Below are 22,278 nucleotides of genomic sequence, written 5' to 3'. Positions count from 1 at the left end.
GAGAGCTTATGCCAGAACGAACCTCTACTTATAGTACAATTGCAGAAATGACTGATGGTATCATATTATCAAGATTTGAAAAAGATCCATTAGTCAGAGAGACAGCTTATCAATCAGAAGCTGAACTTGAAAGACAATTGATTGAGAATTTAGTGTCTCAAGGCTATAAGACAATATTTTTTAAGTCAAATGAACAAATGTATGAAAATCTTAGAGAGAAGATTGAAGTATTAAACAAGGTATCATTCACAGATAAAGAGTGGGAAAGATTTAAATTAGAATATCTTGATGCTCTAAATGATGGAATGATTGAAAAAACTAGAAAAATTCAAGAAAATCATATTTATGATTTTACCTTTGACGATGGACACTTAAAGAATATTAAAATTATAGATAAGAAAGATTTGCATAATAACTCTCTTCAAGTTACAAGCCAAGTTGTTGGAGAAAGAAAAAACCGTTATGATGTTACCATTCTTGTAAATGGACTTCCTTTAGTTCATATTGAGTTGAAAAGAAGGGGAGTAAAACTACAAGAAGCATTTAATCAAATTCATAGATATAGCAGGGAGAGTTTTAATAGTGACAATTCATTATATAAGTATGTTCAAATATTTGTAATTTCAAATGGTACTTATACTAGATACTTTGCTAATACAACTGCAGCAAATAAAAACCATTATGAATTTACTTCTGAATGGGCTGATGCTCGCAATAAGACTATAGTAGATTTAGAAGATTTTACAAAGACATTTTTCGAAAAGCGCACTCTTTTAGAAGTCCTAACTAAGTATTGTGTATTTGATACAAATGATACACTACTTATTTTACGACCATATCAAATAGCAGCAACAGAAAGGATTCTGTGGAAGATAAAATCAAGTTTCCAAGCTAAAAGAGCGGGGACAGCTCATGCAGGTGGATATATCTGGCATACTACAGGTACAGGAAAGACACTTACATCATTTAAAGCTGCAAGACTTGCAACAGAATTACAATTTATAGACAAAGTATTTTTCGTAGTTGATAGGAAAGACTTAGACTATCAAACAATGAATGAATATAAGAGGTTTCAAGAAGATAGTGTAAATGGTAGCAAGGACACCAAAGAACTAAAAAAAGCTATAGAGAAGGAAGATGGTAGGATAGTAGTCACTACTATTCAGAAGCTAAATGAATTTGTAAAAAGAAATCCAAAACATCCAATATATGATAAACATTGTGTGCTCATATATGACGAATGTCACAGGTCTCAATTTGGGGAAGCACAAAATAATATAAGAAAATCATTTAAGAAGTATTATCAATTTGGATTTACTGGTACTCCAATATTTGCAGAAAATTCTATCAAAGGCGATACTACAGCAGGTATATTTGGGCAAGAATTACATAGCTATGTAATTACTGATGCTATTAGAGATGGTAAAGTCTTAAAATTTAAAGTTGACTATAATAATATAGTTCCTAAATATAAAAATGCTGAGCAAGAAAGTGATGAAGAAGAATTAGCAAGATTAGACAAAAAACTTTTAATTCATCCAGAAAGAATTACTGAAATTACCAGACATGTACTTAAAGTATTTAATGCTAAGACTCGTCGTAATGAGTATTATGACTTGAAAGATAGAAGATTGAATGGGTTTAATGCAATGTTTGCAGTTCAAAATATAGAATCAGCTAAATTATATTATGAAGAGTTTCAAAGGCAACAAAGTTCTTTACCTGAAGAAAAGAGACTAAAGATTGCGACAATCTATAGTTTTGCAGCAAATGAAGAAAAGAACATTGTTGGTGAAATTCAGGACGAAAATTTTGAACCATCAGCATTAAATTTAACAGCCAAAGAGTTTTTAGAAAAAGCAATTGAAGATTATAATAATTATTTCAAAACTAATTATTCAATAGAAGGAAATGAATTCCAAAATTACTATAAAGATTTATCTAGACGAGTTAGAGATAGAGAGGTGGATTTATTAATCGTTGTAGGCATGTTCTTAACTGGATTTGATGCACCTACATTAAATACTTTATTTGTAGATAAAAATCTAAGATATCACGGTCTTATACAAGCATTCTCAAGAACTAATCGTATACTTAATAAGGTTAAAACTTTTGGTAATATAGTATGCTTTAGAGATTTAGAAGAAGCGACAAAAGATGCGATTAGAACTTTTGGTGATGAGAATAATGTTAATATAATCCTAGAGAGAGCTTACGAAGATTATATCGATGGATATATAGATGAAGAAACAGATAAGTATCATAAGGGATTTATTGAAATTTGTGAAGAGATTATTGAAAAATTTCCAGAACCAACTGAAATTTATTTAGAAGCTGATAAAAAAGAATTTGCAAAAATGTTTGGTCAAGTTTTGAGATACGATAATATATTAAGAAACTATGATCAATATCAAGAATTTGAACATATAATTTCCGCTAGACAAATGCAAGATATGAAGAGTGTATATGTAGATATAAGAGAACAGTCGATTAATCAGAAAGATAACTGTGATGGTATACAGATAGACTTTTCAGATATTGAATTTGAGATAGATTTATTAAAAACTGACGAAATAAATCTAGACTATATATTACAACTAATCTTAGAAAAGAGTAAAGATAACGAGGACAAAGAAACAATTAAAGTTGATGTTCGTAGAGCTCTTAAATCAAGTTTAGAAAATAGATATAAGGAAGATTTAGTAATAAAATATATAGATACAACAAACTTAAATGACCTTAAAAACAACGATGAAATAGTTGATTCATTCTATAAATTTGCTAGAGGAGAGAAGAAAAAAGAAATCAATTCATTAGCAGAAGCAGAAAATCTAAAAGATGGAGCTCATAGGTTTATAGAGAATGCTATTCAAAAAGGTCAAGTAGAAAATGTAGGAAAAGAATTAGACGATTTACTACCACCAGTTTCTCGTATAGGTGGTGGGAGGCAGGCTAAAAAACAAAGTGTATTAGAAAAAATCAGAAAGATTGTAGAAATATTTATTGGTATTTAGTATCATTAGTATTTTTAGAAAATTAAAGCGAAAGATAAATGAGTTTATCTCATAGTCTTTCGCTTTTTTAATCTAATCATTTAGAAAAAGCCTCAAGGGAAGCTTTATTTTCTTTTATAATTCTTTCAGATATATCTATTACATCTTCATCAGGAGCTACTTGGTAATCTGTTGCTTCATCAAATTCAACTAAAAGATATTTTGGACGATTATTTTTTAGAATAATTACAGATCCATTTTCATCCACTTTTCTAGCAACTTTAGAAAAGTTTTGATTAGCTTCACTAATTGATACTAAATTATTTACTTCAATCTTCATGATAAACCTTACTTTCTTTAATTAATTATAGCATAATTTAGGATAAATTTAGCCTAAGTAATTACTTAAACAATTGAGCTAATAAAAGAATAAAAATATTTGAAATTAAATAATTAGAACTTTAGATAAGCGGATAGACAAAATATATAAAAAGATAAAATTTTTTTGACATATATACCCCTAGGGGGTATAATGAAAATGTAATATATAGAGGAATATATGAGTAAAGGAAAATTTGACCTGGAAACTATGACTGTGCTCATGCTAGTTAACGGTTGAAAATCCAGTTTAAAATCTTAGAACAGACTCTGTAATATAAGTCTACTTATAAATACTATTAAAATCTAAGGAGGATTAGTATGGAAAATAAACATAATCATCATGATCATAATAATCATGACCATAGTAAACACATGAATTATGATCATAGTGAACATGATATGCATGATAATCAAGGTGGGGGTGGACATGGCCACCATCATCATGGAAATTTTAAGGAGTTTTTCTTAAAATCATTACCATTGGGATTAATTATTATGATCTTGTCACCTATGATGGGATTTAAGTTACCCTTTCAATTTACTTTTCAATATTCAGATATAATCGTTGCTATATTGTCTACTATATTATTAATTTATGGTGGAAGACCATTTTATCAAGGTCTGGTAGATGAATTTAAACAAAAATCACCTGGAATGATGGCGCTAGTTTCTTTAGGTATATCTGTTTCATATTTGTATAGTATTTATGCTGTAGTTTCTAAATATGTGACAGGTGAACATATAATGGACTTTTTCTTTGAATTTGCATCATTAATTTTGATTATGCTACTTGGCCACTGGATTGAGATGAAAGCAATAGGGGAAGCAGGAGATGCTCAACAATCCCTTGCTGAATTATTACCTAAAGAAGCACATGTAGTACTAGAAGATGACTCGATTGATACAAGACCTATTTCTGAATTGAAAGTAGGGGATATTGTTCGTGTACAGGCAGGAGAAAATGTACCAGCAGATAGTGTTATAAAAAGAGGTGAATCTCGTGTTAATGAAGCTTTATTAACTGGAGAATCAAAACCTGTTGAAAAAAATGTTGGTGATGAAGTTATTGGTGGCTCTACTAATGGTGATGGTGTCTTATATATAGAAGTTAAAGAAACAGGAGATAAATCATTTATTTCTCAGGTTCAAGCATTAATTGGAGAAGCACAAAATCAACCTTCTAAAGCTGAAAACACTGCTAACAAAGTAGCTAGTTGGTTATTTTATATAGCTGTAACTGTTTCAATCATTGCATTTATATATTGGATAGTTAAAGCTGATTTACAAACTGCTATAAGGTTTATGGTTACTACATTAGTAATTGCTTGTCCTCATGCTTTAGGTTTAGCGATTCCTTTAGTTGTTGCTCGTAGTACGAGTTTAGGAGCTAGTCGTGGTTTACTAGTTAAAGATAGAGAAGCATTAGAATTAGCTACAAATGCAGATGTAATGATTTTAGATAAAACTGGTACATTAACGACTGGTGAATTTAAGGTATTAAATGTTGAATTATTAAGTGACAATTATACTAAAGAGGAAGTTATTGCACTTATGGCTGGAATTGAAGGTGGATCTAGTCATCCAATTGCTCAATCAATTATTAGACATGCAGAAAATCAAGATATATCACCTGTAAAGTTTGATTCTATTGATGTTATTTCAGGTGCTGGTGTTGAAGGTGAAGCTAATGGTCATAAGTATGAATTAATTAGTCAAAAAGCTTTTGGTAAAACCTTAGACATTGATGTTCCAAAAGGAGCAACACTAAGTATATTGGTAGAAAATGAAAAAGCTATTGGTACTGTTGCTTTAGGAGATGAATTAAAACCTACAAGCAAAGAACTTATTCAAGTATTAAAAGATCATGGAATAAAACCTTTAATGGCAACTGGGGATAATGAGAAAGCAGCTCAAGGTGCTGCTGAAGATCTAGGAATTGAATATAGATCTAATCAATCTCCACAAGATAAATATGATCTAGTAGAAGAATATAAGAAACAAGGTAAAACAGTTATTATGGTTGGTGATGGAGTAAACGATGCGCCATCTCTTGCATTAGCAGATGTTGGAATCGCTGTTGGAGCCGGAACACAAGTTGCACTTGATTCAGCAGACGTTGTTTTAATGAAGTCAGATCCTGGTGATATAGAGTCATTTATTGAATTGGCAAATAATACAACTAAGAAAATGAAACAAAACTTAGTTTGGGGAGCCGGCTATAACTTCATTGCAATTCCATTAGCAGCAGGTATCCTTTCTCCAATTGGATTTACATTAAGCCCTGCAGTTGGAGCTGTTTTGATGTCCTTATCAACAGTTATAGTTGCCATCAATGCTATGACCTTAAAACTAGACGAAAAATAGGACTATCGATTTAAGCATAGCTAGATAGTTATAAATTATAAAAAAAGATTTCTATATTATTAAATAGCGATAAGTGATCAATTATAATATTGACCGCTTATCGCTTTATTTTGTTTTAATCCTATCCTCATTGTACCATTCAATATATTATTGATTGGCGATGGAAATGTGATTTCATCTATTGCGTTTATTAATAAAAATATAGAAAAAATACCGTTGAAGATGGTGTTCCAGCAAAATTTATTAAAGATATTGAATATTATTAGCTGATAAAATATTAATTTAACTGATTTTTTTAAAAGGATATAAAATTAAACATAATTGAATTTTTGTCACGAATACAATACAATATCAGTGACAAAGGAGACACTATGCATTACAATACAACAAACAACATGCCAATGGGCAGATCAGAATTTAGAGGCGGGATAATTGACTACATTGGTAGAATTATTGTAGGATTTATTCTTACAGTTTTGACATTTGGTATCATGTATCCTTGGGCAGTAGTTATTATCAAAAGATGGGAAGTCAACAATACCTATATTGACGGTAGACGTCTATGTTTTGATGGTACTGCTACAGGATTATTTGGAAATTATATTAAATGGTGGCTTTTAACTTTGATTACACTTGGTATTTATGGTTTTTGGTTACATATCAAGATGCTACAATGGACAACAAAGCATACTCGTTTTGCTGATTAGATAAAGAAGACAGGGGAGACCTGTCTTTTTTTAGTGAAAAAATATACAAGAATTTTACTTCAATTCTTGTAAAACAAAATTTTTTAAATTTTAAATTCCTAAAAATAGCTTAAATTTTAACAAAAAGTCTTATGTAAAATTTCATTTAAATATTCATTTTACAAATAAATTATAGTATACTATACTTATGAGTTAAATTTATGATAATAAAAGGAGGTCTCTATGTTAGGAGCAAATGAATTAAAAAAAGGTGTTACTTTTGAAGATGATGGACAAATTTGGCAGGTGATTGATTTCCAACACGTTAAGCCAGGTAAGGGTCCTGCATTCATAAGAACAAAAATCAAAAATGTAAAATCAGGTGGTTCAAAAGAAGTTACTATAAACCCAAATGAAAAGTTTAGACAAGTAATGGTTGAATCAAGAGAAATGCAATATTTATACAATGACGGACAATTCTTCGTATTTATGGATCCTGAAACTTACGAACAATTACCAATGGACCCATCAATGTTTGAAGAAGCATCAAAATTTGTTAAAGAAAATGAAATAGCATCAATCGAATATATAGACGGTGAACCATTCTCAGTTGCTGCACCAAACTTTGTTGAATTGGAAGTTACTGACACAGAACCAGGTTTCAAAGGTGACACAGCCCAAGGTGCTACAAAACCAGCTACTGTAGAAACAGGTTATACTCTAAATGTTCCATTATTTGTTGAAATAGGAGATGTATTAAAAATAGATACAAGAACTGGCGAATACATGTCAAGAGTGTAAAATGAACCGTACACAGGAAAGAGAATGGGTTATTAAGTTAGCCTATCAAAGCCAATTAAATAAAATTGAAAAAGATTATTTGGATAATATACTTGATTATCACAAGGTAAATACAGAATTTATCAGGTCTTCTTTACTGGCGATTTTTGATAATGTTGATGAAATTGACCAAATAATAGAAGATCATATGTCAAATTCAAATATGAATACTTTGCTAGCTATAGAATCTGCCATTCTTAGAGTAGCGGTAAATGAGTTTGTGATTTCTAAGACTGTGCCAACTAGTGTAGCTATAAATGAAGCTGTGGAAAATGCTAAAAAATATGGAAACCAAGATTCATACAAGTTGATTAATGGAATTTTATCATCAATAGCCAAGGATATTTAATGAAAAATTTTATTACTGTTAAGCAGTTAGGTAAATATTTAAGTCAAGAGATTAAAACTGATCCTATTTTGAGACGAGTAAAAATTGTTGGTGAAATAAAGGATCTATCAAGTAAGTATTATACTTACTTTCAATTAAATGAAGATGATGAAAACTTATCTTGTGTCTACTTTGGCAATGACTTCAATTTCAAAGAAGGTGACCAGGTAGTTGCAGAAGGATCTATTAATTTATATTTAAGAGATTCTAAGTATCAATTGAGAGTTGAGTCATGTAGTCTACTTGGCAAGGGGAAAGATTCCATACAACTAGATAAATTGAAGATAAAACTTCAAAATAAGGGATACTTTGATCTGGATAAAAAGAAAAACATTCCCTTATACCCAGAGAAAATAGGCTTGGTTTCAGGGTTAGAATCAGCTGCATATTATGATTTTATCAAGGTATTGACTACTAACAATTACCATGGTAAAATTTTCTATCTTCCAGCTTTGGTCCAGGGAAAGTTGGCACCTGAAAATATTGTTCAGGCTTTAGACTTATTAGATAATATGGACTTGGATTTAATAGTAGTTACCAGGGGTGGAGGTTCTAAAAATGACTTGTCAGCCTTTGATGCTGAAGAACTAGCTGATAAGATTTTTTCTTTAGATACTCCAATCATGACTGCAATAGGCCACGAAATAGACTTGTCTATAGCAGATATGGTTGCTGATATCCACCTTCAAACTCCTACCAAGGCCGGAGAATATATAGTTAAGAATATGGTTCAGGCTAGAGAAACCATCAAATATTTGAAATCTAACATTCAAAATCAGCTTTTTAATAAGTATTTAACTAGTAGAAATCTTGTAGATAATATCCATCATAAAATTGAATTAAAAAACCCCAATTTTTTGTTGGAAAAGTTAGAAAATCGGGTAAACAATATAGAGGGAGAAATAAGTTTAACTATCAATGATAAGTTAAATAACTCAAGTAATCTTATAAATGATTACTATAAAGCCTTAGGGGATGCGTACAACGACATAATAGCTAAAAATCAAATCTACCTACAAGATGATGAGGGAATTTACCTAGAACTAGATAAATTAAAGGTAAATAAAACTTATTATTTATCTAATTCTAAGCGTAAGTTGAAAATATATATTGAAGGAGAAGTTGATGAGTGAGAATTTCGAACAGCTTTTAGGTGAATACAAGGCTATCTCCGAAAAAATAAATGAGGAAGATGTAAGTCTTGATGAATCAATACGCTTGTACAAAACAAGCGCTGATATTTACAAAAAGCTAAACAATTATATAGAAAAAGCAAAATTAGAAATCGAAAATATTAATTCAAATATTAATGAATAATATTAGAAGAAGAGAGGTTACAAATGCGTAAATATGATAGACAAAGATTAATTTTATCTTTAATTGAAAATCAAGATATCGATACTCAAGAAGAATTAACAGAGTTATTGAAAGAAAGAGGAATAATAGCTACACAAGCTACTATTTCAAGAGATATAAAAGAACTAAGGATAACTAAGGTTCAAACTTCATCAGGCGCATACAAGTATACAGTTATTGATACAATGAGAGATACCTTAAATGAAAGATTGATCAAGGTATTCAAATCATCTGTTTTAGCTTTCAAAGTAAACAGAAACAAGATTTATGTAAATACAATTTCTTATGCTGCAACTGTTGTAGCTCAAGCTATAGTTACCCAACAAATCCCAGGGATTGCTGGTATCATAGCTGGACACGATACTATACTTTTAGATATTGAGGAAGATTATGACTCAAAACTAGTCTTACAAAGACTAAAGGATATGATGAATAGTTAAGGTGGCTGAATGTTACTAAATTTGTATGTGAAAAATTTTGCTATAATTGAAGAAATCAATTTAAATTTTTCTGAAGGATTAAATATAATATCAGGTGAAACAGGGTCTGGAAAGTCTTTACTTTTGAAGACCCTATCTCTGTTAAAGGGGGATAGGTTTACTAGGGACTATCTAGGCTCATTTTCTGACAAAACTATTGTTGAGGCAGTATTTAAGACCAATGATACTATCAAAAGCTTTTTAACAGAAAATGGTTTCGAACCTGAAGAAAACATCATTCTTACTAGAGAATTTACAGATAATTCTACAATTAACAAAATTAATAACAGGGCATGCAGTCTAAAAGTAATGTCTGACTTAACGGATCTCATATTTGATATCCATGGTCAACATTCTAGCCTTATCGTATTGAATAAGGCTAACTACATAAATATGATTGATAATTTTAACAATGAAACTATCGGTCTAAAAAATAAAATTAAAGCAAACCTAAAAGAAGAAAAGCAATTAAAAGAAAAATTAGAAGACTTAAAAATAAGTCCAGAAGAACTTGAAAGAGAAAAAGACTTATTAAAATATCAAATTGAAGAAATAGAAGCCTTTGACTTTGACAAGTATGACGAAGATAAATTAAATAAAGAATATAAAAAGCTATCTAACCAAAAGGAATTGATTGAAGGTACCAACTCTTTATTGTCTATATTGAATGACAATAATAGGTCTCTATCATTTAAAGACTTTGCCTTCAATGTCTATAGCGCCATGAATGACCTAGCGGCTATGGATGATGACTTGAAAGACCTTAGCTCTTGGGCTTTGAATATAAGGGAAGAGATTAATGATTTTTCAAAAAATCTTGAAGACTATTCCTATACTTTAGATATAGACGAAGAGAGGATACAAATAATTGAAGACCTATTCTCAAGCTTCCAAGTATTGAAAATGAAATATGGAAGAGACAAAGAAGAGATACTCAAGTTTTTAGATGATATCAAAGATAGATATCAAACTATTAGTAATATAGACAAGGTCCTAAATGATATAAACTCAAAATTGTATGCTCTTGATAAAGATAATCAAAAAATTGCAGACCAGCTAAGCAAGCTAAGAAAAGAAATAGCTGCAAATTTAGAAAGACGTATAGTTGATGAGCTTCAAGAAATGAATATGGACCATATCAAGTTTAAGATAGCCTTTAATAAAAAAGACAATATAAATAAAGATGGTATAGATGATATAGATTTTATGATTTCTACAAATAAGGGCCAAGACTTGAAGAGTCTAAGCCAAGTTTCATCTGGTGGTGAAATTTCGAGATTTATGCTAGCTATGAAGGCTGTATTGTCTGAATCAGACTCTATACAAACTATAATTTTTGACGAAATTGATACTGGTATCAGCGGGAAAACAGCCGACATAGTTGGGGATAAGTTGAAAAAAATATCTAAATCTATACAATTAATAGTGATTTCACACCTAGCACAAATCGCTGCTAAATCTGATAGCCACTATCTAATAAGTAAGGATGTAGTTGGTGAGAAAACTGTATCCAATGTAAATGTTTTAGATGAAGATGGTAAAATAAAAGAAATAGCACGATTGATTTCAGGTCATGATATAACAGAAAAAAGTTTATCAAATGCTAGAGAATTGCTGGAGGTTTAAGATGAGTGAAAATAAAATACACCATGAAGAAACAATTAAATCAGAAACTATCTATGATGGTAGGATTATAAAAGTTAGGGTTGATACAGTTGAGCTAGCTAACATGTCCTATAGCAAAAGAGAAATTGTTGAACACCAAAGGGGTGTAAGTCTTGTTGCTGTTACAGAAAACCAAGAAATTTATCTGGTTAAGCAATATAGAAAAGCAGTAGATAAGGTAATATATGAAATACCTGCAGGCCTAGTTGATGGAAATGAAAGCTTGCAAGAAGCTGCTAGAAGAGAAGCTCAAGAAGAAATAGGTATGAAGCCAAACAAGTTGGAATTACTTGTTGAATCATATTCTTCACCAGGTTTTACTGATGAAATTTTTTCTGTATTTTTAGCTACTGACTTAGAAGAAAGTAAGTTAGACCAAGATGACGATGAATATGTAGAACCAGTTTTAGTGCCTTTAAATGATGCCCTAGAAATGGTGGAAAACTTTGAGATAATGGATGCCAAGACTATAATTGGTATCTTATATGCAGCAAGAAAGTATGGCCTATAATGGATAAGACACAAATTTTATCATATATAATTACGGCCGTATCTATAATATTTGTATTGGTAACCCATGAATGGGCCCATGGATATGTGGCCTATTTAAATGGGGATACTACCGCAAAGGATAATGGTAGATTGACCTTAAATCCTCTGAAACATCTTGATTTATTGGGCACCATATCTATGATAGTTTTTAGATTTGGTTGGGCAAAACCCGTACCAATAAATCAATTTAATTTTAAAAAGAAAAGACTTGGATTATTTACAGTTGCCATAGCAGGTATTGTTATGAACTTACTTACAGCCTTTATCTGCATGTTTATAATGGTTAATGTAGAATTAAATGAAATAGTTTTTGTCTTATTAGACCACATAAGCTTTTATGGTATAGTTTTTGCAGTATTTAACCTGATACCTATACCACCTTTAGATGGATCAAAGATATTGGCATCATTCTTACCAGATAAATTCCAATACTTTATTTACAAGTATGAGAAATATTCATTTTTCATATTAGTTATATTAATTGCTAGTGGCTTAATAGATAAAATATTTAGTCCAATGATTTTATTTGTTTATAAGTTTTTTACTAATATTTTAGTTTAGGAGAAAGTATGATAAATGTATCTACAGGTGAATTTTATGGTCCTTTTGATCTTTTATTAGATTTAATTAAAAGTTCAAAATACGACATTTATGAAGTGAATTTATCTGAAATTACCAATGATTATATTCAATCAATTAAAGATATAGATATACCTGTAGAAGAAACAGCTGATTTTATCTTGATAGCCAGTCAACTTCTTTATATCAAAACTAGGTCCTTAATCAAGGATAAGGTTGAAGTTGAAGAAGAGCTAGATGATGATAGTATCATTTCTGAAGAAGAATTTTTAAGAAGACTTATCATCTATAAGAATATTAAATCAACTATAGGATTTTTCAGACAACAAGAGGAGGATGGGAAGACTAAGTTTTATAAACTTCAAGAAGACCTATCAGCTTATAAGTCTGAAAATAATGAAATCACTTATGATATAAAAGTACTTGAAAATACTATTAATGAACTAGTAAATAACTTTTTAGCTGAAGATGAATTTAAGATTGATAAGATACTAGATAGGGAAGAATTTTCAGTTGACGAATATTCAAACAGGATAAAACTTGACTTAATAGCCAAGAAATTTATAAATATTACTCACATGCTAAAAAAGGTTGAGAAAAAGGCGGAAGCCATTACTATATTTTTATCAATTTTAGAATTATCAAAGATTAGAAACTTAAACATATTGCAAGACAAAGAAAATTTTGAAATTACTGTAGAGTTAAATGACTTACAAACATTCTTACCAAAAGATGAGGAGGTGACCAATGACAAATAGAGAACTTAAATCAATAGTTGAGGCCATTTTATTTGCTTGGTCAGAGCCCTTACATATTGATGAGCTAATGAAAATCATTGACCAAGACAAGAGAACTACCCGCAGCATTTTGAAAGAACTTCAAGATGAGTTTGACCACTACAGACGTGGTATTGTAATCAATGAAAGAGATGATCATTTTCAAATGTCGACAAGGAAAGAACACCAGGAATACTTGGCAAAATTGATCAAGCAAAGTAATAAAAAAATTAGCAATTCATCCATGGAAGTTTTGGCTATCATAGCCTATAAACAACCAGTAACAAGGGTTGAGATTGACAATATAAGAGGGGTGAAGTCATATTCCTCTATTGATACCTTAAAGGCTAAAAACCTCATAAAAGAAGTGGGCAAGGCCGATACCATTGGTAAGCCAATCCTTTATGCCACAACTAATGAATTTTTAAGGGCCTTTGACTTGTCAAGTCTTGCAGAATTACCAAGCATTGATAACCTAGACAAGTTAGATTTGGATTTAGAAGATGACTATGATGAGAATTAATAAGTTTATTTCTAAGTCTGGTGTAGCATCTAGGAGAAAGGCTGATGAACTAGTCCAGCAGGGTTTTATAACTATAAATGATGAAATAATTGATACTCCAGGGGCTAAAGTTGACTTAGACAAGGATGTAGTAAAGTATAAGGGCCAGATTATAAAACCTCTAGACGATAAATACTATTTCCTATTAAATAAGCCTGTGGGATATGCTTGCACCAATAGTAAAAAATTTGATGATAAGATTATTTTTGACCTAATAGATATAGACATTAAGCTTTTTTCCATAGGAAGACTAGATAAGGATTCTAGGGGATTGATCATGATTACTAATGATGGAAATATCTATAACAAGGTGATTCATCCAAGATCAGAATTATTTAAAACATATTTAGTTAGAATAGATAAAAGATTTTTACCAAGACACAAAGAAGTTCTGGAAAAAGGTGTAGATATAGGGGGCTATATAACCCAGCCATGTATCATAAACAGACTTGGAGATAAAACTATTGAAATAAAAATAAAAGAGGGTAAAAACAGACAAATACGTCGTATGTTTGCTTCTCTAAACTATAAGGTAGTCGACTTAAATAGGATTAAGATAGGTGATATTTCCCTAGACGGTATAGACTTAGGTAAATACAGAAATATGACCGATAAAGAGATTAATTATTTGAAAAATTTATAGGAGTAGCTATGTATAAATCAATAGCCATAGATGGCCCGGCCGGAGCTGGTAAATCAACAATTGCAAAAAGATTGTCTGAGAAGATAGGATTTAATTACTTAGACACAGGAGCTATGTATAGAAGTTATACATATTATTTTTTAGCTAACAATATTGATATAAATGATGAAGAATTGATTAATTCTAAATTAGATGATATCAATCTTTCTATTGAAGATAATAAGTTTTATCTAGATGGGAAAGACATCAGCAAGGAAATACGTAGCGAGCAAGTTACTAAAAATGTTTCTTTAGTTTCATCTTATAGAAGGGTTCGAGAAAAGTTAGTTGAAATGCAAAGAAAAATTGCAAAACAATCGAATATTATCCTTGATGGTAGGGACATAGGATCACATGTTTTGAAAGATGCAAGCATCAAATTTTTTTTAACAGCAAGTGCTGAAGAAAGAGCTAGAAGAAGACTTCAAGATAGTAAAGAAACCAACCAAGACTTTGAAGCTGTATTGGCAGATATAAAAAGAAGGGATGACTTTGATTCAACAAGGGAAATAACTCCTCTTAAACAAGCAGATGATGCCATACTTATAGATAGCACAGACTTATCTGAAGATGGGGTAATTGACCTGATGAAGCAATACCTGGAGCAAAATCATGTTATATAAGATATTAAAACCCATAGTAAAATTGCTATTAAAAATCTTTTTCAGATATGAAGAAGTAAATAAGCCAAAAGACATTGGAAATCAAAGATTGATTGTTTGTGCTAACCATATGAGCTGGTTAGATCCTATATTGCTAATAGCTTCTTTTGATAAGAGAATATATTTTATGGCCAAAAAAGAATTATTCCAAAATAAATTTATGGCTATGTTCTATAAGTCTATAGGAGCCTTTCCAATTGACAGGCACGGACTTGATAGGGAAGCTTTGAAAAAAGCTGAAGAAGTTTTAGAAAATGAAGAAGTTTTAGGAATATTTCCAGAAGGCACAAGAATCAAAAAGAAAGAAGATATATCTAGAGAAAATTTCAACAATGGTATTGCTATGTTGGCAGTAAGAGGTAATGCCAATATATTACCAATTAGGATAAAAGGAAATTACAAGCCATTCAAAAAAATGCAAGTAATCTATACTGACATAGTTGATATAAATAAAGTTGAAGGTCAATCAAGAAAAGAACGCTATGAAAATATAGTAGACCAAGTTTATGAAAATATATATATAAAAGCTTGAAAAATGTTGCAATTTGCAAGTTTTTATTATACAATATAAAAAAGTATGATTTAATCATATTTTAGAAGTAGGAGGAAGTCAATTAATGGACAATTTAACAAACCAAGAATTTATGGAACAAGTAGAAGAAAGCATGGTAAAGATTTACCCAAAAGATATAGTTAAGGGTGAAGTACTTGCAGTAAAAGAAGATGAAGTATATGTAGATATTCACTACCGTGCTGATGGAATTATCAAAAAGGATGAAATGTCAGAAGAAGAAGCTGCAAATCCTTTAGATGCATTCGAAGTTGGACAAGAAATCGATGTTTATGTTATTAAACTAGATGATGGTGAAGGTAATGTAGCCTTATCAACTTCAAGAGTTGCTGGATTAAAAAACTGGAAGAAACTAGTTGAAAAATTTGAAAACGAAGAAATCGTTGAAGCATCTGTTTACGGATCAAACACCGGTGGACTTTTAGTAAAAGTTATGGGTATTAACGGTTTTATACCAGCATCACAAATCACAACTTATTTCGTAAAAAACTTTAAACAATTTGAAGGACAAACTCTTGATGCAAAGATTATGTCTTTAGATGAAAAGAAGAAAAGATTAGTATTATCTAGTCGTGTACTTCAAGAAGAAAAATTAGATGAGGTTTGGGAAAAACTTGAACCAGAAGCAGTAGTTACTGGTAAAGTTGTTCGTATGGTAGACTTCGGTGCTTTTGTTGACTTAGGTGGAGTTGATGGATTAATTCATATTTCAGATATTTCATGGGAAAGAATCGACCAACCATCAGAAGTATTAAATGTTGGTGATGAAGTTGAAGTTAAGATCCTAAAAGCTAACAGAGAAAAGAACAGAGTATCATTAGGATTAAAACAATTACAAGAAAAACCTTTTGAAAAGTTTGAAAATGAATACAAAGTTGGCGATGTTGTTGAAGGTGAAGTAGTTAACCTATTAGATTTTGGTGCATTCGTAAGAATAGCTTCAGGTGTTGAAGGTTTAATCCACGTTTCACAAATCTCACCAGAACACGTTGAAAAACCATCAGACGTATTGAACATTGGCGACAAGATTGAAGTTAAGATTTTAGAAATCAATCCAGAAGAAAAGAGAATTTCTTTAAGTAGAAGAGCTTTAATTGAACCTGAAAAACCAGTTCAAGAAGAAAAGAAAGCTGAAAGAAAACCAGCTCCTAAGAAAAAAGCTCCTCAAAGAGAAGAAGCTCCAAGCCAAGATTCATTCGGATCAAACTTAGGTGACTTATTAGAATTAAAATTAGAAGATGAAGAAAACACATCTGACGAAGAATAATCACTAAGACTCCTTCAATAGGAGTCTTTTTTTATTTTAAAATACCTATGATATAATTATCTTATATATTTGGAGGTAAAATTGAGAAAATTAATTAAAGATAAAAAATGGGCTTATATCATTTCCATATTTTGTACCTTCTTATGGGGATCAGCCTTTCCAACAGTTAAATTAACTTACAGAGAACTAGGTATCCAAGCGGGTGACACTAGTGAAATGATCCTAGTAGCAGGTATCAGATTTTTCCTAGCAGGTTTATTAGTTGTATTTATAATGTCATTTTTAGATAGGAAAAACTTACACCAATTAAAGACTAATTTTCCATATTTATTGAAACTTGGACTTATTGTTGTTACCTTTGGTTACTTATTCTTCTATGTTGCTACAGGAAATACATCTGGTATGAAGTCAGCTTTGATTTCATCATCTTCAACATTTTTTGTAGTTATCTTTTCCCATTATTTATTGGGAGAAAAATTTACCAAATACAAATTAATAGCTATTTTATTTGGTATATTAGGAATTATAATCACAAATATCGACAAGGGCTTTGACTTTAACTTTACACTAAAGGGTGAAGGCTTTATGCTTATAAACTCAATATTAGGCGCCTTATCAACCATTTATGTAAAGAAACATGGTAAGGGAATATCTCCATTTGCCTCTTCTGCCGGACAATTTTTATATGGTGGATTTTTACTTATGGTAATTGGATTTATCTTATCAAATAAGGTAATGGAATTTACATTTCTTTCAGTTATTTTAATCATATACGCCGCATTGATATCATCAGTAGCTTTCTCATTATGGTATATCATCTTACAAGAATATAAGGCATCTGAAATAGCCTTCTTAAGATTATTTATACCATTCTTTGGTACCTTCTTAAGTGCCCTAGTACTCAGAGAAAGCTTGAATCCATATATTATTTTAGGTTTAATTTTAGTTATAATTGGAATAGTTATTATAAACAAAACAAGTGATGCAAAAGTTAGAGGGACGATAATTAGAGGTGAAGATGTTAATAGATAAGATTGACCAATCAAAATTAACACCAATGATGAAGCAATACATTGAAATCAAAAACCAATATAGGGACCTCATCCTTTTTTACAGGTTGGGCGACTTTTACGAAATGTTTTTTGATGATGCTTTGATTGCTGCTAAAGAATTAGAGTTAGTACTTACCGGTAGGGATGCGGGCTTAGATGAAAGAGTTCCTATGGCAGGAGTTCCACATCATTCTTCCAATCCTTATATTAATAGGCTGGTAGAAAAGGGCTATAAGATTGGTATAGTAGAGCAGCTCGAAGACCCTGCTACATCAAAGGGGATTGTAAAAAGAAATGTGGTGAAAATTGTTTCTCCTGGTACTATCTTAGATTTAGAAGGCAAGGAAAAGGACAACAACTTTTTACTTGCCCTTTATGGAGACAAGCATTCTTATGGTATTTCATACTTAGATATAACCACAGGAGAATTTAAGACTACAGAAATATTGAATTCAGCCAATATAGAAAGAGACTTGCTAGACTTTATAGTGAAAATAAATCCAAAGGAAATTGTTTTGTCTGAAAAGTTAGCATTTAAAAATTTAGCATCCTACATAAGTCAAAAAAATATTTACCTAACTTATGTAGACCTTGATTCTTTAGATTTAAAAGCCTATATGGCTAAGATAAATAAAAAAGTAAAAAACTTTAATAAGACCTTTTTTGCTAACAAGTACTTTTCCTTGGTTTCAATTAGTCTTTTACTAGACTATATTTATTCTTTCAGGGAAGACAAGTTAGACCATATTGATGATATTGAATATATCAATACTGAGGTCTTTATGAAGCTTGATGCTTCTACTAGGGAAAACTTGGAAATCCATAAAAACTTAAATGATAATTCAAGAAAAAATTCCTTGTTTCATGTACTTGATTTAGCTGAGACACCTATGGGATCTAGGAAGATAAATTCCTGGTTAGAATTTCCTCTGCTAGATAAGGACCATATAAATCGTAGGTTGGATATTGTCGATTTCTTATATACTAATCAAGACCTGTCTAGGAATCTTGATGAGATATTGAATCAAATTTATGATATAGAAAGGCTCTTGTCTAAGATTTCATATAGAAATGCTAATGCTAGAGATTTATTATTGTTAAAAAATTCCATAGAAAACCTACCTAAATTTAAGTCCTTACTTGAAGGATCAAGCTTCAAAGGATTTGAAAATTTATCTAACAATTTTGATACTTTAGAGGACTTACATGATCTTATTGATAAGGCTATAGTCGAAAACCCTCCTATACAGATAAGTGAGGGTGGGCTTATAAAATCAGGCTATAGTGAAGACTTAGACCAGTTAAGAACTTCATCTGTTAGAGGTAAGGAATTAATGGTCGAATATGAAGTTGAACAAAAGAAAAAAACTGGCATACCAAAATTAAAAATATCCTACAATAAAAATGTCGGATATTTTATAGAAATTACAAATTCTTACCTTGACAAGGTGCCTGAAGACTATACCAGAAGACAAACCTTGAAAAATAGTGAAAGATATATTACAACTTATTTAAATGAACTGTCAGATATGATCTTAGGAAGCCAATCTGAAGTAGAAGACTTAGAATATCAATTGTTTAATGATATCAGACAAACTATATCGGAAGCATCTACCCGTATCAAGGCTACAACAGATACGATTTCTACAGTAGATGCCTTAAATTCCTTTGCTAAGGTGGCCTTAAATAACAATTATACTAGACCAATATTCAACAAGGAAAACTATATTAGTATTTCTGAAGGTAGACATCCAGTCGTTGAGCTAAGTTTGGGTGCAAATGCCTTTATAGCAAATGATGCTGTAATCGGGAAAAATGATAAGACCTTCCAGATAATTACTGGACCTAATATGGCTGGTAAATCAACCTATATGAGGCAATTAGCCTTGATACTATTAATGGGTCAGATTGGATCTTTTGTGCCTGCTAAGGCCGCAGATATTTCAATTTCAGACGCTATATTCACTAGGATAGGGGCATCAGACAACTTAGCCAAGGGTGATTCTACTTTCATGGTTGAGATGAATGAAATGTCCAATATTATAAAAAATGCTGGAGAAAATTCCTTTATCATTCTTGATGAAGTAGGTAGGGGAACAGGGACCAATGATGGCTATTCAATAGCCAAGTCTATAGTTGAATATATCACTAAACATAATAAGTCAAAGACCTTGTTTGCTACCCACTACCACGAGCTTACATCCTTGGAAGATGAAATCCCAACATTGGAAAATCTCAAGGTAGAAATCGAAGAAAAAGATGGAGATATAATTTTTTTAAGAAAAATAATAAGGGGTAAGACTGACAAATCATATGGTATAGAGGTTGCTAAATTAGCAGGTCTTCCAAGTGAAATAATAGCAAGGGCCAAACATATCTTGGAAAATATAGATCAAAGGCCAGATTTTACTAGTGATGGACAAATAAGTATGAATTTAGAAGAAAGCCCTAAATACAATACCTTGGAAACAGAAATACTTTTACATGAAATAAAAGATATAGATATAAACAATATTACGGGTATTCAAGCCCTAGAAAAACTTGAATCCTTAATGAATAAGGCAAAGGACATTTACAATGATTAATCTCCTATCAAATGATACCATTCAAAAAATAGCTGCTGGTGAAGTAATAGAAAGACCAGCTTCTATAGTAAAGGAACTAGTAGAAAACTCAATAGATGCAGGGGCAAAAAATATCTCTGTAGAAATCATAGATGGTGGTAAATCTTATATAAGAGTAAGTGATGATGGTCATGGTATAAAGGCGGATGATATTGAATTGGCCTTTACCAGACATGCCACATCAAAGATTAAAGAATTTGATGATTTGTATTCTAGCTTTTCTATGGGATTTCGTGGTGAAGCCTTGGCGTCAATCATTGCCGTATCAAAGGTCACAGTCAAGACAAAAAATATAGACGAAGACCTTGCTAGTCATGTTGAATTTGACAACAATAAAATGGTAGAAAATAAGTCTATAGCCATGAATACTGGTACAAGTATAGAAGTATTTGATTTATTTAAATATATACCTGTCAGACAAAAGTTTTTATCATCAGACTTAAGTGAGGCCAATAAGATAACACAGCTTATGTATATCTTTGCCATAGGAAATCCACATATTTCTTTTAGCTATATAAGGAATAATAGGGAAGTTTTCAAGACTTCAAGTAAGTCTACAAGAGATATAAACTATGAAACCATGTTTGGTAAAGATTTTATTGAAAATTCAATTGATTTAAGCTTTGAGTCTAACCATTATAAGGTGAAAGCCCTCGTTTCAAATAACAAGATTTACAAGGGAAATAGGTCCATGCAATTTGTTTATGTCAATGGCAGATATATTGAAAATAAGGACATAGCAGACAGCATAGAAAGAGCCTATAGCAATCTAATACCTAGTGGTAGGTTTCCTCTCTATGATATCAAAATAGAGGTAGACCCTAGCCTAATAGATGTAAACATTCATCCAAACAAGCAAAGGATTAAATTCTCCTATCTGGATGAATTGACCGATATACTTTATAAGAAAATTTATGATGGACTAATGGAAGCCAACCTTCCAAAAACCATTAAAAAAGTTGAAAAAGAAGATAGCTTGATATCTTTTTATGACCTCAACCAAGGTGATGGATATAAACGTGTTTTAGATGCTTACAAGCAACCTGCTGATGTGAAAGATTATCAACCAAAACAAAGCCAACCACTTGAAAACTTTTTTGAAGAAGAATCTAAGGAAGATGTTGATTTTGAAGATCTTGAACATATCACTTGGCCAAATAATGTGAGTGAATATGAAAGCTTTGAAGTCTACGATAATGACACAGATTCAAGTGAAGAAGAAAATATCCAAACTTCTTTTGACTTAGAAATCGAAGATATAAGGGCTATTATCTTCAACCGTTATATACTTATTGAAGATTTTGAAAATAAAAATTTAAAAATAGTCGATATAAATAGGGCCAAGCAAAAACTTATTTATGAAGCTACTATAAATAATGAAGAAAATATTAGCCAAGACCTATTGAAGCCAATTATAGTAAATCTTTCCAATAGTGAATTAAATATATTTGAAGAAAATAAAGATTTATTTAATGACTTAGGCTATGATATTGACCTCTTCGATGAGTCTTCAATAGCTATAAGGTCAATTCCATATTACTTTGACCAGCCATCAAATATTGAAAACTTTAGAAGTCTTTTAGATGATATAAGTTCTTATGAAAAAGACAAAAAAGACAAGGTCTTAAGGTCTTCAATAGCCATGGCATCATCTGGAACAAACAATTTAAGTATAGGCCAAGCCCAAGTCCTTATTAAGGAATTAAGCAAGCTTGATAATCCTTATACAACAGAAAATGGCCAAAGTATAATATATAACTTATCTAGAGATGAGTTTATAAATATATTGAATAAATAAG

20 protein-coding genes and 1 pseudogene are annotated in these 22,278 nt (G+C 31.0%); 20 read left to right on the top strand and 1 reads right to left on the bottom strand.

The window, feature by feature from the left end; translation table 11 throughout:
• Positions 1–8 precede the first annotated feature (8 nt).
• On the top strand, positions 9–3,014 hold the full coding sequence (locus C4Q29_RS00625; RefSeq protein WP_103980892.1) for a type I restriction endonuclease subunit R: 3,006 nt from the start codon (positions 9–11) through the stop codon (positions 3,012–3,014).
• A gap of 76 nt (positions 3,015–3,090) precedes the next feature.
• On the opposite strand, the gene C4Q29_RS00620 is transcribed toward C4Q29_RS00625, so the two are convergent.
• Positions 3,091–3,333, bottom strand: a complete 243-nt coding sequence (locus tag C4Q29_RS00620; RefSeq protein ID WP_103980891.1) for a type II toxin-antitoxin system Phd/YefM family antitoxin — start codon at positions 3,331–3,333, stop codon at positions 3,091–3,093.
• 353 nt (positions 3,334–3,686) lie between these two features.
• On the opposite strand from C4Q29_RS00620, the gene C4Q29_RS00615 reads away from it, so the two are divergent.
• From C4Q29_RS00615 to mutL, 19 genes and pseudogenes are all read left to right on the top strand, one after another.
• Entirely contained in the window at positions 3,687–5,738 is a 2,052-nt protein-coding gene (locus C4Q29_RS00615; RefSeq protein ID WP_103980890.1) for a heavy metal translocating P-type ATPase, read from the top strand.
• Between the two features lie 371 nt (positions 5,739–6,109).
• Positions 6,110–6,445, top strand: a complete 336-nt coding sequence (locus tag C4Q29_RS00610) for a DUF6693 family protein (RefSeq protein ID WP_200813092.1) — start codon at positions 6,110–6,112, stop codon at positions 6,443–6,445.
• 222 nt (positions 6,446–6,667) lie between these two features.
• Complete coding sequence (gene efp, locus C4Q29_RS00605; RefSeq protein WP_103980889.1) at positions 6,668–7,225, top strand: elongation factor P; 558 nt, start codon at positions 6,668–6,670, stop codon at positions 7,223–7,225.
• 1 nt (position 7,226) lies between these two features.
• Positions 7,227–7,613 (top strand): transcription antitermination factor NusB, encoded by a 387-nt coding sequence (nusB, locus tag C4Q29_RS00600; protein ID WP_103980888.1) that lies wholly within the window; start codon positions 7,227–7,229, stop codon positions 7,611–7,613.
• Positions 7,613–8,785: an exodeoxyribonuclease VII large subunit gene (gene xseA, locus C4Q29_RS00595; RefSeq protein ID WP_103980887.1), complete on the top strand. Its 1,173-nt coding sequence runs from the start codon at positions 7,613–7,615 to the stop codon at positions 8,783–8,785. The genes nusB and xseA overlap by 1 nt, the downstream gene beginning before the upstream one ends.
• A complete protein-coding gene (gene xseB, locus C4Q29_RS00590) occupies positions 8,778–8,969 on the top strand; it encodes an exodeoxyribonuclease VII small subunit (protein ID WP_103980886.1) in 192 nt (63 codons plus the stop codon). The genes xseA and xseB overlap by 8 nt, the downstream gene beginning before the upstream one ends.
• Positions 8,970–8,992: 23 nt before the next feature.
• Complete coding sequence (locus C4Q29_RS00585) at positions 8,993–9,448, top strand: arginine repressor (protein WP_103980885.1); 456 nt, start codon at positions 8,993–8,995, stop codon at positions 9,446–9,448.
• A 9-nt stretch (positions 9,449–9,457) separates the two neighbouring features.
• Positions 9,458–11,113 (top strand): DNA repair protein RecN, encoded by a 1,656-nt coding sequence (gene recN, locus C4Q29_RS00580; RefSeq protein ID WP_103980884.1) that lies wholly within the window; start codon positions 9,458–9,460, stop codon positions 11,111–11,113.
• Between the two features lies 1 nt (position 11,114).
• Positions 11,115–11,663 (top strand): NUDIX hydrolase, encoded by a 549-nt coding sequence (locus C4Q29_RS00575; RefSeq protein ID WP_103980883.1) that lies wholly within the window; start codon positions 11,115–11,117, stop codon positions 11,661–11,663.
• Positions 11,663–12,265: a site-2 protease family protein gene (locus tag C4Q29_RS00570; protein WP_103980882.1), complete on the top strand. Its 603-nt coding sequence runs from the start codon at positions 11,663–11,665 to the stop codon at positions 12,263–12,265. Before C4Q29_RS00575 ends, C4Q29_RS00570 begins: the two co-directional genes overlap by 1 nt.
• Positions 12,266–12,273: 8 nt before the next feature.
• Positions 12,274–13,041 carry a segregation and condensation protein A gene (locus C4Q29_RS00565; RefSeq protein ID WP_103980881.1) on the top strand — a complete coding sequence of 256 codons (768 nt, stop codon included), beginning with the start codon at positions 12,274–12,276 and terminating at the stop codon, positions 13,039–13,041.
• Positions 13,031–13,582: an SMC-Scp complex subunit ScpB gene (gene scpB, locus C4Q29_RS00560; RefSeq protein ID WP_103980880.1), complete on the top strand. Its 552-nt coding sequence runs from the start codon at positions 13,031–13,033 to the stop codon at positions 13,580–13,582. Before C4Q29_RS00565 ends, scpB begins: the two co-directional genes overlap by 11 nt.
• Entirely contained in the window at positions 13,569–14,264 is a 696-nt protein-coding gene (locus C4Q29_RS00555) for a pseudouridine synthase (protein WP_159459173.1), read from the top strand. The genes scpB and C4Q29_RS00555 overlap by 14 nt, the downstream gene beginning before the upstream one ends.
• A gap of 8 nt (positions 14,265–14,272) precedes the next feature.
• Positions 14,273–14,926 (top strand): (d)CMP kinase, encoded by a 654-nt coding sequence (gene cmk, locus C4Q29_RS00550; protein ID WP_103980878.1) that lies wholly within the window; start codon positions 14,273–14,275, stop codon positions 14,924–14,926.
• Positions 14,916–15,497 (top strand): lysophospholipid acyltransferase family protein, encoded by a 582-nt coding sequence (locus C4Q29_RS00545; protein WP_103980877.1) that lies wholly within the window; start codon positions 14,916–14,918, stop codon positions 15,495–15,497. Before cmk ends, C4Q29_RS00545 begins: the two co-directional genes overlap by 11 nt.
• Before the next feature lie 85 nt (positions 15,498–15,582).
• Positions 15,583–16,803, top strand: a pseudogene (gene rpsA / locus C4Q29_RS00540) (30S ribosomal protein S1); the annotation flags it as partial.
• 81 nt (positions 16,804–16,884) lie between these two features.
• Positions 16,885–17,835 (top strand): DMT family transporter, encoded by a 951-nt coding sequence (locus tag C4Q29_RS00535; protein ID WP_159459172.1) that lies wholly within the window; start codon positions 16,885–16,887, stop codon positions 17,833–17,835.
• Positions 17,822–20,440, top strand: coding sequence for a DNA mismatch repair protein MutS (gene mutS, locus C4Q29_RS00530; protein WP_103980874.1), 2,619 nt, complete (start codon positions 17,822–17,824; stop codon positions 20,438–20,440). The genes C4Q29_RS00535 and mutS overlap by 14 nt, the downstream gene beginning before the upstream one ends.
• Positions 20,433–22,277 (top strand): DNA mismatch repair endonuclease MutL, encoded by a 1,845-nt coding sequence (mutL, locus tag C4Q29_RS00525; protein ID WP_103980873.1) that lies wholly within the window; start codon positions 20,433–20,435, stop codon positions 22,275–22,277. Before mutS ends, mutL begins: the two co-directional genes overlap by 8 nt.
• The last annotated feature ends 1 nt before the right edge of the window (position 22,278 follow it).

This window comes from Helcococcus massiliensis (assembly GCF_900258485.1).
Classification (GTDB): Bacteria; Bacillota; Clostridia; order Tissierellales; family Peptoniphilaceae; genus Helcococcus; species Helcococcus massiliensis.
The sequence above is the reverse complement of the archived record's forward strand: the minus strand, read 5'-3'. Positions and strand labels throughout refer to the sequence as shown.